Below are 12,238 nucleotides of genomic sequence, written 5' to 3'. Positions count from 1 at the left end.
TCGTCGTTGAACCTGCGCTCAGGTTACAAGCGTTACTTGTGGTCGCTCTCGGTGTGCTCCGAGGCTGTGCCCGATTGCACAGCGGAGGCGGCCAGTTCGGACGGCGCGGGCTTCGCGTCCTCGTGCGCGATGGCCTTGCCGGTGAACGTGACGTGGGCCTCGCTGTGCAGCCGCTCGATCATGTGCGGGTAGTGCAGCTCGAAGGCCGGGCGCGCCGAGCGGATCCGCGGCAGCTCGGTGAAGTTGTGCCGCGGCGGCGGGCACGAGGTCGCCCACTCCAGCGAGTTGCCGAAGCCCCACGGGTCGTCCACCTTCACGGTCTCGCCGTAGCGGTAGCTCTTGAACACGTTCCAGATGAACGGCAGCGTGGACGCGCCCAGGATGTACGCGCCGATGGTGGAGATCGTGTTCAGCGTGGTGAAGCCGTCGCCGGGCAGGTAGTCCGCGTACCGGCGCGGCATGCCCTCGTTGCCCAGCCAGTGCTGCACCAGGAACGTGGCGTGGAATCCGAGGAACGTGGTCCAGAAGTGGAGCTTGCCCAGCGGCTCGTCCATCATCCGGCCGGTGATCTTCGGGAACCAGAAGTAGATGCCCGCGAAGGTGGCGAACACGATCGTGCCGTACAGCACGTAGTGGAAGTGCGCGACGACGAAGTACGTGTCCGACACGTGGAAGTCGATCGCCGGCGCGGCCAGCAGGATGCCGGACAGACCGCCGAACAGGAACGTGACGATGAAGCCGATGCTGAACAGCATCGGTGTCTCGAACGTCAGCTGCCCCTTCCACATCGTGCCGATCCAGTTGAAGAACTTGATGCCGGTCGGCACGGCGATCAGGAACGTCATGAACGCGAAGAACGGCAGCAGCACCGCGCCGGTGGCGTACATGTGGTGCGCCCACACGGCCACGGACAGCGCCGCGATGCCCAGCGTCGCGTAGACCAGGCCGTTGTAGCCGAAGATCGGCTTGCGGCTGAACACCGGGAAGATCTCCGACACGATGCCGAAGAACGGCAGCGCGACGATGTAGACCTCGGGGTGGCCGAAGAACCAGAACAGGTGCTGCCACAGGATCACGCCGCCGTTGGCGGGGTCGAACACGTGGGCACCGAGGTGGCGGTCGGCCAGCAGGCCGAGCAGGGCGGCGGTCAGGATCGGGAACGCCAGCAGCACCAGCACGGACGTCACCAGGATGTTCCAGGTGAAGATCGGCATGCGGAACATGGTCATGCCGGGCGCCCGGAGGCAGACCACGGTGGTGATCATGTTGACCGCGCCGAGGATGGTGCCGAGACCGCCGACGACCAGGCCGGAGATCCACAGGTCGGCGCCGACACCGGGCGAGTGGATCGCGTTGGACAGCGGGGTGTAGGCGAACCAGCCGAAGTCGGCCGCGCCACCGGGCGTGAGGAAGCCCGCCATCACGATCAGGCCGCCGAACAGGTACAGCCAGTACGAGAAGGCGTTGAGCCGCGGGAACGCCACGTCCGGGGAGCCGATCTGCAACGGCAGGACGAAGTTGGCGAAGCCGAACACGATGGGGGTCGCGTACAGCAGCAGCATCACCGTGCCGTGCATGGTGAACAGCTGGTTGAACTGCTCCTGCGACAGGAACTGCATGCCCGGTCGGGCCAGCTCCGTGCGCATCAGCATGGCCATCGCGCCGCCCACCATGAAGAAGGCGAACGAGGTGACCAGGTACATGATCCCGATCTGCTTGTGGTCCGTGGTGCGGAACATCCGCAGCAGGAACGAACCCTTGGCCGCCTCGCGCGTCCCGAAGGGCCGCGTTGCGATCGGCTGCGGGGCTACGGCCGTCACGGTGCCTCCTGCACTGTCTGGTTCTGGCTTCGCCGGTGGGTGACGCCGCCGGCTCAACGGATCGTAGACGGCGGCGTTCAGGGTGGTGCGGCTGGGCTGCCCCCTGGATCAAGTGAGGTAGCGCAGGTCACAAGCCCGAGGGCGGCCCTCGCCGGGGCGGGAGCGGCCCTCGGGCTCGCGGTGCGGGTCAGCGGCGCAGGAGGTGGCGGAGCTTGGGGGAGGCGACGAACGCGGCGCCCGCGGCGACCAGGGCGAGGCCGACGGCGAGCAGCCAGCCGCCGTCGAAGCCGGTGTTGGCGAGGTCACCGTCGTTCGCGCCGGCGGCGGGGGCCGGGGTCGTGGTGGCGGTCGGGGTGACGGCCACGGACTCGGTGGTCGGGACGACCTCTTCGGTCTCCTCGGCCGGGGTCTCCTCGACCGGCGTCTCCTCGCCGGGGTTCTCCGGGTTCGGGCTCTCGGGCGTGGTGGTCTGCTCCGAGGTGGTCTTCTCGGCGCAGAAGAACCAGTGGCTGATCTCGGGGACGGTGCCGGCGCCGCCCTTGTTCTGGTGCTCGGGGGCGTGCAGGCCTTCCCAGGCCAGGTCGCCGAGCTTGGCGGCGGTGTACACGTTGTAGGCGTCGCCGCCCTTCACCACGACACCGGTCACGGTGTAGCCCTCAAGGCCGCCGGTGATGGTGAGGTGGGTGCCGGTCGAGGTGTTGGCCAGGGTCGGCGTGCCCTCGTCGTCGAACGCCTCGCCGGCCAGGCCCGCCGTGGCGCACGCCTTGTCGTGGTCCCACTCGACGTTGCCGGAGAAGGAGGTGGCGCGCGGGTCGCCGGGAGGGGGCGCCGGCTTCTCGGGGCTCGCCGAGGCGGTGCCGCCCAGCAGGCCGGTGGCGCTCAGGGCGAGCAGGGCGGCTGCTCCGAAGAGGCGGCGGGTGGTCATGCGCATGGTGCTGCTCCGCGGGGTTCGAGGGCTGACCGGGGGATCGAACTACACCGGTCGCCCTCCTATCGAGGTAGCCCATTCAGATGACGCGGGTTGCCGTCTATTCGTTATGAGTCGGTGATGTGACACGCCCGGTGGTGGCCATGGGACCACCACCGGGTGTCGGAGGCGTCAGCGACGCAGCAGGTTGCGGAGCTTCGGTGAGACGAGGAAGGCGGAGCCGGCGGCCAGCAGGGAGAGGCCGGCGACGAGCAGCCACCAGCCGGAGAAGCCGGTGCTCGCCAGACCGTCACGCGAGCCGGGGCTCACCGCGGCCACGGCCTTGGTCGTGGTGGCGACCAGGCCGGGTGGCGGGGTCGTGGTGGTCGTCGGGGTGGTCGTGGTGGTCATGCCCGGCGGGGTGGTGGTCGTGGTCGTGGTGCCGGGTGTGGTGGTGGTCGTCGTGCCGTGAGTGGTGGTGGTCGTGCCGTAGGTGGTGGTGGTCGTGCCCGTGGTGGTCGTCGTCGTGGTGGTGGTTGTGGTGGTCGTGGTCAGGCAGACGAACCAGTGGCTGATGCCGGCCGGGTCGCCGCTGCTGTTCAGCGGTGCGTGCAGGTCCTGCCACGGCAGCGGGCCCAGGTTGGCGGCCGGGTAGATGTTGTAGGCGGGGCCGCCCTTCACCACGACGCCGGTGATCACCGAGTTGGGCGGGTACGCGGTGATGGTGATGTAGGTGCCGTCCGAGGTGTAGGTCCCGGGCGGCAGGAGCGCCTCGGTGCCGGGGAGGCCCACGACGTCGCAGGCGTCGCCGGGCTGCTCGATGTCGATGTTCCCGGTGACGGCGGTCGCGCGGGGGTCGCCGGGCTGGGGGTCGTCCGGCTGGGCGGACGCGCCTGCGGCGAGGGCGGCGGCGGCGATCACGGCGAGCAGCGACGCTGCTCCGAACAGGTTAGGACTTGACGTGCGCATGGGGGTCTCCACACGGCTCGATGTGCTGATCGGCGGATCAGGCTGCTCCGTCGTTGCTCTATCGCCTTGAGCCGTTCGCATGATGCACGCCGATACCGATTCGTTATGCGGCACTCGCCTGGAATACGTGAATCTCACCCGTTGGGGAACGGGGTGGGAGCATCCGGGCATGGTCGAGCTGGAAGTCCGGTGGCACGGGGCGGTGCGGGTGCTGGGCGGCGCGCACGGGCCCGGCGACCTCACCGACCGGTACGCCGAACCGCACCGCGGCTACCACAACGCCGACCACGTGCTGGCCGTCGTCCGGGACGTGACCGCGCTCGCCGAAGCCGCCGGCCGCACGGCACGTGAGCGCGCCGTGCTGGTCCTCGCCGCCTTGGCGCACGACGTCGTCTACGACGGCGAGCCGGGCGAGGACGAGCGCCGCAGCGCCGAGTGGGCCCGCGAACGGCTCGCCGGCCTGCCCGAGGCCGACGCGGTGGCCGCCCTCGTGCTGGCCACCGCGGACCACACCTCGGACGACCCGCTGACGTGCCTGCTCCTGGACGCCGACCTGGCCATCCTGGGCGCCGACGCCGCCACCTACGAGCGCTACCGGACCGCCGTGCGCGCCGAGTACGCCCACGTGCCGGACGACGCGTGGCGGGTGGGTCGGGCGGACGTCCTGCGCCGCCTCGCCGAGCGCGACCCGCTGTACGTCACGCCCCACGCGCGCGAACGGTGGCAGGAACGCGCGCGTGCGAACCTCGCGGCCGAGCTCAGCTCGCTCGGTGACCCGCCATGAGCGTGTCGAACGTCGGGAACCCCCGGGCGATCTCGCTGCCGGTGAAGTTGCCGACCCAGCCGTCGTCGTCGTGGAAGAACCGGATCGACACGTAGTCCGGCCGGGTACCCATGTCGAACCAGTGCGTGGTGTTCGCGGGCACGCTCAGCAGGTCGCCCGCCTCGCACAGCACCGCGTACACGCGGTCCGCGACGTGCAGGTAGAACACCCCGGCGCCGCGGGCGAAGAACCGGTCCTCGTCGTCGTCGTGGGTGTGCTCGGCGAGGAACCTCAGCCGCGCCTGCCCGGCCGACGCCAGCCACTCCGGGTCGTCCGACGGCGTCATCTCCATCGCGTCGACCAGGACGTACCCCTCGGTCTCGGTCACCCGGGCGACCCGGTCGGCGTACACCTCCAGGGCGTTCTCCCTGGTCACGCCCGGTACGACCGGCCACTGCTCGTAGCGGACGCCGAGCTGCTTGAGCTCCACCGCGATCTCGGCGGGCTCGGCGGTGCGCACCAGCGCGGTCTCCGGGTCGGTGTCCGACCACACGGTCAGCAACGTCATCGTGCCCACCTCCTGTGGGTTTCGGTGGTGAAGCGCAACAGCCACTCCAGGCACTCCAGCCGGTGCCGGGCCTGGTGGAGGTCGTCACCCCACACGTACACCCCGTGCCGGGCCACTATCAAGGCCGGCACGTCCGCGCGGTACCCGGCCTCGAACGCGTCGCCCAGCACCCGCATGTCCTGGCTGTTCGGCACGACCGGGACGACGACCAGGTCGTCGTGGGCCTGTCGGCCGAAGCCCTTGAGCATCTCCAGGTCGCGCAGCTCCACGCCATCGGGCCAGTGCTCGGCCGCGATCACGGGCGCGAGGGCGTGCACGTGGACCACCGCGCCCGCGCCGGACACCGCCGCGATCCGCCCGTGCAGGCCCGCCTCGGCCGACGGCACGCGCACCGGGTCGTCCGTGCGGCCCTCGGCGTCGACCACGACCACGTCGTCGGGTGTGAGCTCGCCCTTGTCCTTGCCGCTGACGGTGACCGCGAGCCGCAGCGGGTCGCGGTCCACGACCACGGACAAGTTGCCCGAGGTGCCGCGCATCCAGCCCATCGCGGTGTAGCGGGCGCACTCGGCGGCCAACGCCTCGCCGGGCGTCCCCGCGCCGGTGAACCCCGAGCCGGTGGTCCCAGAGCCGGTGGTCCCAGAGCCGGTGGTCCCAGAGCCGGTGGTCCCGGAGCCGGTGGTCACAGGGTCTCCGAGGTCCGGTGTGGACCGAAGTCGGCGTCGCCGTAAGGCTCGCCGGGCCGCCGCACGCCGACCGTCTCCCAGCCCGCCTCGGCGGCGGCGTCCAGCTCGGCGGGGACGTCGGAGTAGAACGTGATGTCGGTCGAGCCGAGCACGGAGGCGATCTTCAGGTACGACGAGGCCTCGCGCTTCGGGCCCGCGTTCACGGTGTCGAAGTGGTACTCGAACAACGACGTGAGGTCGCCGTCCGCGGTGTGCGCGAAGAACGCGACCTGACCGGCCACCGAGCCCGAGGAGAACACGGCCAGCTTGGTGCCCGCGTCGTGCCACCGGCGCAGGGCGGGCACGACGTCCGGGAAGAACTCGGCGACCAGGTCGCCCTCGGCGTAACCGCGCTGCCAGATCAGGCCCTGCAACGTCTTGAGCGGCGTGACCTTCTGGTCGGCGTCCATCCAGCCGTGCAGCACGCGCACCAGCTCGTCCGTGCCGCCGTCCACACCGGACAGCTCACGGATCCGCGCGACGGCGTCGACCACGGTCGGGTCGTCGGCGTGCTCGTCGATCCACGGCCCGAGCCGCGGCCGGGCGTAGTCGTACAGCGTGACCAGGACCTGGTCGGTGGCGCTGAGCGTGCCCTCGATGTCCAGCACGACCCATTCAGTCATCAACGTCCCCAACGTAGTAGTCGGCCAAACCGTGCGGAGCGTACGCACCGCGGTCGGTCACCACCGAGGTCACGAACCGCGGCGGCGTCACGTCGAACGCCGGGTAGAGGCCGCGCGCCCGGTCGGTGGCCGTGCGGCGGCCCAGCGTGTGCAGCACCTCGTCACCGGGCCGGTACTCGATCGGCACGTCGGCGGCGGTGGGGGCGAGCCGATCGGGCGCCTGCACCATGGCCAGGAACGGCACGTCGAACGCCCGTGCCGCGACGGCCAGGCCGAGCGTGCCGACCTTGTTGACCACGTGCCCGTCCATGGTGACGCGGTCGGCGGCGGTCAGCAGCACGTCGACGTCGCCGGTCGACATGACGGCCGCGCCCATGCCGTCGGTGATGAGGGTCGTGTCCACGCCCATCTCCCCCAGGGTCTCCGCGGTCAGGCGCGCTCCCTGGAGGTACGGGCGGGTCTCCGTGCAGATGAACCGCAAACGCTTGCCCATGCCCTGGGCAGCGGTGACGGTCTCGGTCAGGTAGAGGTCGGCCCAGCAGTGCGTGAGCACCGCACCCTCGTCGGGCAGCAGCTCGGCGGTGTGCGTGCCGAGCTTGCGGCTGCGTTCGCGGTAGCGCCGGTCCCCCGCCCGCGCGCCTTCGAGGGCACCGGCTTCGACGTCCTCGTGCCCGTCCACGCCCGCGAGCACCGCGGCGACCGCCTTGCGCAGGTGGTTGTTGGTGCGACGGGTGGCGATGAGCAGCTGCCCGGCCTGGTCCAGGTGGGCGCGGGCCTGGTCGCGCGGCAGGCCGCGGGCCTCGCGGGCGGCCAGCACCATGCCCCACAGCGCGGCGAAGTACGGGCCGGAGGACTGGGTGACCATGTCCTGGATCGCCTTGGCCACCTCGGCGACCGTGCCGCAGCGCACCCACGTGCGCTCGAACGGGAAGTTGCGGCGGTCGAGGACGTGCACGCCGTCGTCTTCGAGGCGGACGCTGCGCGCGAGCAGCGGCTCCATCAGCTGTACCCGGTGAACGGTGCGTGCTCCCCGGTGAGGAAGTACGCGCCGACCTCGCGCGCCTTGTACGACACGGGGTCGTGCAGGGTGAGGGTGCGGGCGTTGCGCCAGAACCGGTCGAAGGCGTAGCCGGCGGCGGTGGCGCGGGCGCCGCACAGCTCGAACACCCGGCTGGTGGTCTGGTTGGCGACCTTGGTGGCGACGACCTTGGCCGCCGAGATCGCGGCGGCGGTCTCGGCGCGTTCGTCCCGGGTCAGGTCGGCGCCCCGCCGCGAGGCCCGGTCCAGCTGGTCGGAGGCGTGGTCGGCGAGGCAGCCGGCGGCGCGCACCTCGGACACCAGCTCGCCGTACGCGGCCAGGACGTACGGGTCGGCGGTGGCCTCGTCGACACCGCTGAGGAACCACGGTCGGGTGGTCGTGCGGGTGTACCGGGCGGCTTCGGCGAGGGCGCCCTCGGCCATCGCCACGTACAGCTGGGCGAGCACGAGCTGGAAGCCGAGGGCGGCCAGCGACAGGCGCGGGCTGTCCTCGTCGTGCGAGCCGAGGACCTGGTCGGACGGCACGTGCACGCGGTCGAACGCGACACCGCCGCTGGCGGTGAGGCGTTGGCCGATGTTGTCCCAGTCACCGGCGTAGGTGATGCCGGCGGCCTTCGCGTCCAGCGTGAACGTCACCTTCTCGCCGGTGTCGGTGCGGGTGGCGCTGACCACGAGCCGGTCGGCCACCGACGCGCCCGTGGCGAACGTCTTGCGCCCCGTGACCTCGAACCCGCCGTCGACGGGCCGCAGCTCCAGCGCGGCGTCCAGGGGGTTGCTGACCCCGGCCCAGAAGAGGCCCGGGTTGCCGCCGGCGTCGAACGCGGGGTTGTCGAACAGGCCGCTGCGCCAGACTTGCAGGTAGTGGTAGCCGAGCAGGTGGCCGACGTTGGCGTCCGCCGCGCCGACGACCCTGGTCACGGCCTGCTGGGTGGCCCAGTCGTCGATCGCCAACAACCCGGACCGCCGCAACGCCTCGACCTCGGCCACGGGCTCCGCACCGCGCCGGTCCCGCTCCGCCGCGTCGACCCGCAACGCCGCGGCCAGCTCCTCGGCGACGGTCAGCCACTTCCGCCGACCATCGGTGCTCGTCATGCCCTGCCTCCGTCCGGCTCACGGCCGGCGCCGTCGCCCGTTCTCGTCCGCGTTTCCAGCAGGCGAGCCTAATCGCCGTCACCGGACCGTGAACTGAGCGTTCCGCCACATGGGAGGCCGGTGGTCAGGCGCCCGGGCGGTAGCGGTGCAGCAGGCCCAGGTCGGCGAGCAGCTTCGGCACGGGTTGGCCGCCGTGGCGGCGGCGGGTGGTTTCGACGTGGTCGCGCCACACCAGGCGGTCCGCGCGCCACGCCGTCAGGTAGTCGACGCACAGCTGCGGCTCGATGAGCCGGTTGCGACCGCCGGCGGCCTTCAGGGCGGCGATCATCCTCAGCTTGTCCGCGCCGTCCGGCCGGGTGTCGGCGACCATCGTGATGACCTCCTCGATGAACCGCCTGCGCTGGCCGAGGAACCACCGCCAGTACCCCGCCGTGGCGTCGGTCAGGCCGTGCCCGGTGTCGAGCAGGCCGAACAGCCCTTCGGCGAGGCAGTCGCCGAGTTCCTCGGTGCGGGCGCGCATGGTGTCCCGGTACGGGTCGTACGGCTGCTGCACGGCCAGCCCCGTCACCGCCGACGGCGACAGCCCGGTGTCGTCCAGCAGGAAGAACCAGTCCTCGTTGTAGATGTTGGGGAAGAACGACGTGAACGACTCCCGGCCGATCGCGAGCGCCCCCGTGCCGATGAACGTGTCCTGGTCGCCGCCCGCCTCGCGGTAGGCGTGGCACACCACCGAGTTGTCCGGGTAGCCGCCCACGGTCAGGCCGACGCCGGTGAACCGGTCGAGCAGGCCCACCGCGTCACCGAGGTCGTCGGGCCGCGGGATCACGACGTCGTCGTCGACGTAGACGACCCGCTCCCACCCGGCCACGGCGGCCAGCAGCAGGCCCAGGTTGCGCTTCAGGCTGGTGTCGGTGCGGCGGTCGAACCGGCCGCCGCGCAGCATCGCCGTGGTCCGGAACGGGGGCAGGAGGTCCAGGGGCGCTTCGGCGATGTCGGTGGCGACGATCTCCACGCCGGCGCGTTCGGCGAGCGCGGTGGCGGCGTCCGCGGAGGAACGGCGGCTGCACAACGTCACCAAGGTGCACCGGTGGTGCTTGGCGAGCGCGACGACGTTCTCCAGGTAGGCGGTCGGCCGCGCGGTCGGCACGATGATCGCGTCAACCCGCGCCGGATCGGCGACGGCGTCCCTGGTGAGCAGGTGCCGGTGGGAACCGTGGTGGTTCGCCGACCGGGGGCGGTGCGCACCGGTGCGCCCGGGTGCGGCGAGCGCGGTGGCTGCGGCGTTCAACTCTGGCCCTCCGGCCATTCGAAGAGTCGGTATTCCGGCAGGTTCCAGTCCGGTGTGACCACCTGGCCGTTCACGACCATCACCCTGGTGAGGACGCTGTAGGAGGTCAGGCCGGGGAACCGCTGGTCGAGGTAGGCCGCGTTGCGGTCGCGGAACCTGCCGTCGGTGAGGGCGCGCACGACACCGAGGGTTCCCCTGCCGTACTGGCCGTTGCAGATCGTCACCGTTCGCTTGTGGTTGAACGGGTTCGTGCCGCGGAAGAAGTGCGCGACGTCCTCCAGGAGGACCTCGTGGCCGTCCTGCTTGCCCAGCTTGGGCGCGTAGAGGCGTTCCTCGCCCGTGGTCGAGCGGACCACGAAACCGCCCGCTTCGGACTCGTCGTGGCGGGCGACCTGCGTGACGGGGAGGTCGACCCGGTCGAGCAGCTCGCGGGTGACGAGGTTCCAGTCGACGCCGCCGAGCAGCACGAGGTGCGTGGTGTAGTCGTCGGGCACCAGGTCGGACGCTATCCGGAAGTTGACCTGGCTGCGGGGGTTGAGCGCGCGGATGTGGCCGTGCAGCTCGATCAGGGCGTCGAGGTCGGCGTAGGTGTAGAGCTCGACGTAGTCCGGTTGCGTGGGGTCGCAGTAGGGCATCTTCGCCCGCATGTCGGCCGGGAGCTGGGCGACCACGATGGTGATGACGTGCCGGTCGTCGAAGTACCAGAAACCTCGGTCGGCGACGTCCTCGATCGCGGTCGTGGCGTTCTCGCGCCGCATGGCGGCGCGCAGGTCGGTCAGCTCGCGCAGCAGCTCGTCGCGGCGGCGCAGCTCGTCGGGGGTCAGCTCGTCCACCGGGATCAGGCGGTAGGGGCGGGCCGCGACGGAGCGCCGGGTGGCGAAGAACGTGGCGTAGGCGGCGAGGCGGGGCACCGGCGGCGTCTTCGGGTTCCCGCGGCTCTCCCAGGAGGACAGCAGCGGCACGCTGGCCGGCTTCTCGGCACTGAACGCGTAGGCAAGATCACTCTGCGTGATCGTCACGTCAGGCCACTGCTCTTCGCGCAACGCCCGAAGGCGGTGTGCCAGCGAGTGGGAGTCCTCCGCAACGACCACGTTCCGCGCGCCCTTCAGTGAACTTCAGCGTATCAGCTGAAGAGCGAAACATACACGATTGCGGAGAAAAGTCACGCCTCGATACCCCCATAAGGGCCTTGTCACTCAAGTACAGCTGGACTTACGCTCAAGTTACTGAGGTTCAGTCAACTTCAGTGAGACTAGGTGAAGTTCACCCAGGAAGCCATCCGGGGGTCATCATGAACATGCTCACCGCACTCGCTCAATCTTCCGAGACCGCCGAGTGGACGCCGCTCGTGGTGCTGCTCATGGTCGGCGCGATGGCGCTGGTCCTAGCCCTGGCGAAGCTCCTGCGCCGGGTTCTCGGCATGCTCACCCGGATCATGTTGTCGGCGGGCGCGGCCATGACCGGGATCGCCGCGATGCTCGCCCTCTGCACCGTGCTGACCACCGTGCTGCTGTTCTACGCGCGCTGAAGCACGGCCTGCCGAACCACCGCGTGCGGACCACCCCCTTCGACTACGGTGTGCGGGCCCGTATCGAAGGGGGATTCGCCCGATGGACCTGTCGCGCAGATCGTTCTCCGGGGGAACCGCCGTCGCCGCGGGTGCGACCGCGACCTTCGGGGCGACCGCCGCGTCGGCCCGCGCGCTGCCGCGTCCACACCAGACGTCCACACCGCACCTGCTGGAGGCCGAGCAGCTGGTCGGCTACCTGTCGTTGCCCACGTGCCCGCTGGTGAACAACACCTACAAGGAACCGGACCAGCCGAACGTGGTCCGGTGGGGCTCACCCGGTGACGCGTCGGGGTGGGTCAACCGGAGCCAGTGCGCGTCGTTCCTGACCGCCGTGCTGAAGCGCACGTACCGGTGGGCGACTTCGGGTTTCTTCAGCGCCCACTTCGGGGTGGCCAGCCCGTTCGCGCGGGACTACCGGGCGGCGTTCGCGGAGCGGGTGGTACCGCACTTCGAGCGCGTCAGCCGGGTGACCGACCTCCGGCCGGGCGACCTGATCGCCATCGACTACCGCAACGAGCAGGACACCAACACCGGTCACGTGGTGATGGTGCGTTCGGTGAAGGGCGTCTACACCGCGCCGCACCCCACCCTGAACTTCGCCGGCGAGACGCAGTACGCGGTGGAGGTCGTGGACTGCACCGCCGTGCCGCACGGCGTGTACGGAGTGGGCAACTACTTCCGGTTCCCGGACAACCGGATCTTCAACGCCACCGCCGAGACCGACGGCGCCGGGTACGGGCACATGATGTTCTACGCGTCCGACGCGACCGGCGAGTTCAGCCGGTACCGGTGGAGCGTGAACACGTCGTCCGCGGGGACCTACACGATGGCGCAACGCCCGGTCTCAGCCGCCCGCGTCGTGTCCTGAGCGTTGAACT

General features: G+C 70.7%; 13 protein-coding genes. 3 read left to right on the top strand and 10 right to left on the bottom strand.

The genetic code is table 11. From position 1 onward, the window contains the following. Positions 1-32: 32 nt before the first annotated feature. The 3 genes from ctaD to AB0K14_RS10635 all read right to left on the bottom strand — a co-directional run bounded on the left by ctaD (position 33) and on the right by AB0K14_RS10635 (position 3,696). Complete coding sequence (gene ctaD, locus AB0K14_RS10645) at positions 33-1,820, bottom strand: cytochrome c oxidase subunit I (protein WP_360451834.1); 1,788 nt, start codon at positions 1,818-1,820, stop codon at positions 33-35. Between the two features lie 187 nt (positions 1,821-2,007). Further along, positions 2,008-2,751: a hypothetical protein gene (locus AB0K14_RS10640; RefSeq protein ID WP_360451832.1), complete on the bottom strand. Its 744-nt coding sequence runs from the start codon at positions 2,749-2,751 to the stop codon at positions 2,008-2,010. Between the two features lie 168 nt (positions 2,752-2,919). Further along, positions 2,920-3,696 carry a hypothetical protein gene (locus AB0K14_RS10635; RefSeq protein WP_360451830.1) on the bottom strand — a complete coding sequence of 259 codons (777 nt, stop codon included), beginning with the start codon at positions 3,694-3,696 and terminating at the stop codon, positions 2,920-2,922. A 169-nt stretch (positions 3,697-3,865) separates the two neighbouring features. Here AB0K14_RS10635 and AB0K14_RS10630 point away from each other — a divergent pair, with 169 nt between their 5' ends. Next, positions 3,866-4,480, top strand: coding sequence for an HD domain-containing protein (locus tag AB0K14_RS10630; RefSeq protein ID WP_360451828.1), 615 nt, complete (start codon positions 3,866-3,868; stop codon positions 4,478-4,480). Here AB0K14_RS10630 and AB0K14_RS10625 read toward each other — a convergent pair. The 7 genes from AB0K14_RS10625 to AB0K14_RS10595 all read right to left on the bottom strand — a co-directional run bounded on the left by AB0K14_RS10625 (position 4,455) and on the right by AB0K14_RS10595 (position 10,809). Then, positions 4,455-5,027, bottom strand: a complete 573-nt coding sequence (locus AB0K14_RS10625; protein WP_360451826.1) for a cupin — start codon at positions 5,025-5,027, stop codon at positions 4,455-4,457. The genes AB0K14_RS10630 and AB0K14_RS10625 overlap by 26 nt on opposite strands. Then, complete coding sequence (mtnB, locus tag AB0K14_RS10620; RefSeq protein WP_360452147.1) at positions 5,024-5,602, bottom strand: methylthioribulose 1-phosphate dehydratase; 579 nt, start codon at positions 5,600-5,602, stop codon at positions 5,024-5,026. Before mtnB ends, AB0K14_RS10625 begins: the two co-directional genes overlap by 4 nt. 104 nt (positions 5,603-5,706) lie before the next feature. After that, entirely contained in the window at positions 5,707-6,372 is a 666-nt protein-coding gene (mtnC, locus tag AB0K14_RS10615; RefSeq protein WP_360451824.1) for an acireductone synthase, read from the bottom strand. Continuing rightward, the gene (locus AB0K14_RS10610; protein WP_360451822.1) at positions 6,365-7,372 is read right to left on the bottom strand and encodes a s-methyl-5-thioribose-1-phosphate isomerase; all 1,008 of its coding nucleotides are present in this window, start codon (positions 7,370-7,372) and stop codon (positions 6,365-6,367) included. The genes mtnC and AB0K14_RS10610 overlap by 8 nt, the downstream gene beginning before the upstream one ends. After that, on the bottom strand, positions 7,372-8,502 hold the full coding sequence (locus AB0K14_RS10605; protein ID WP_360451820.1) for an acyl-CoA dehydrogenase family protein: 1,131 nt from the start codon (positions 8,500-8,502) through the stop codon (positions 7,372-7,374). Before AB0K14_RS10605 ends, AB0K14_RS10610 begins: the two co-directional genes overlap by 1 nt. 124 nt (positions 8,503-8,626) lie before the next feature. Then, on the bottom strand, positions 8,627-9,790 hold the full coding sequence (locus AB0K14_RS10600; RefSeq protein ID WP_360451818.1) for a hypothetical protein: 1,164 nt from the start codon (positions 9,788-9,790) through the stop codon (positions 8,627-8,629). Further along, positions 9,787-10,809: an XRE family transcriptional regulator gene (locus AB0K14_RS10595; protein ID WP_360451816.1), complete on the bottom strand. Its 1,023-nt coding sequence runs from the start codon at positions 10,807-10,809 to the stop codon at positions 9,787-9,789. Before AB0K14_RS10595 ends, AB0K14_RS10600 begins: the two co-directional genes overlap by 4 nt. Positions 10,810-11,087: 278 nt before the next feature. On the opposite strand from AB0K14_RS10595, the gene AB0K14_RS10590 reads away from it, so the two are divergent. Further along, a complete protein-coding gene (locus tag AB0K14_RS10590) occupies positions 11,088-11,318 on the top strand; it encodes a hypothetical protein (protein WP_360451814.1) in 231 nt (76 codons plus the stop codon). Between the two features lie 82 nt (positions 11,319-11,400). Further along, a complete protein-coding gene (locus AB0K14_RS10585) occupies positions 11,401-12,228 on the top strand; it encodes a hypothetical protein (RefSeq protein ID WP_360451812.1) in 828 nt (275 codons plus the stop codon). Positions 12,229-12,238: the final 10 nt, after the last annotated feature.

Source organism: Actinosynnema sp. NPDC050801 (genome assembly GCF_040673975.1).
Classification (GTDB): domain Bacteria; phylum Actinomycetota; class Actinomycetes; order Mycobacteriales; family Pseudonocardiaceae; genus Actinosynnema.
This window is presented reverse-complemented; position numbering and strand designations above follow the sequence as displayed.

What these genes read in the sequence shown, in the direction of transcription:
- AB0K14_RS10605 (WP_360451820.1), bottom strand. Translation starts at nt 8,502, where the DNA reads ATGACGAGCACCGATGGTCGGCGGAAGTGGCTGACCGTCGCCGAGGAG.
- mtnC (WP_360451824.1), bottom strand. Translation starts at nt 6,372, where the DNA reads ATGACTGAATGGGTCGTGCTGGACATCGAGGGCACGCTCAGCGCCACC.
- AB0K14_RS10590 (WP_360451814.1), top strand. Translation starts at nt 11,088, where the DNA reads ATGCTCACCGCACTCGCTCAATCTTCCGAGACCGCCGAGTGGACGCCG.
- AB0K14_RS10640 (WP_360451832.1), bottom strand. Translation starts at nt 2,751, where the DNA reads ATGCGCATGACCACCCGCCGCCTCTTCGGAGCAGCCGCCCTGCTCGCC.
- AB0K14_RS10610 (WP_360451822.1), bottom strand. Translation starts at nt 7,372, where the DNA reads ATGGAGCCGCTGCTCGCGCGCAGCGTCCGCCTCGAAGACGACGGCGTG.
- AB0K14_RS10630 (WP_360451828.1), top strand. Translation starts at nt 3,866, where the DNA reads ATGGTCGAGCTGGAAGTCCGGTGGCACGGGGCGGTGCGGGTGCTGGGC.
- AB0K14_RS10625 (WP_360451826.1), bottom strand. Translation starts at nt 5,027, where the DNA reads ATGACGTTGCTGACCGTGTGGTCGGACACCGACCCGGAGACCGCGCTG.
- AB0K14_RS10585 (WP_360451812.1), top strand. Translation starts at nt 11,401, where the DNA reads ATGGACCTGTCGCGCAGATCGTTCTCCGGGGGAACCGCCGTCGCCGCG.
- AB0K14_RS10635 (WP_360451830.1), bottom strand. Translation starts at nt 3,696, where the DNA reads ATGCGCACGTCAAGTCCTAACCTGTTCGGAGCAGCGTCGCTGCTCGCC.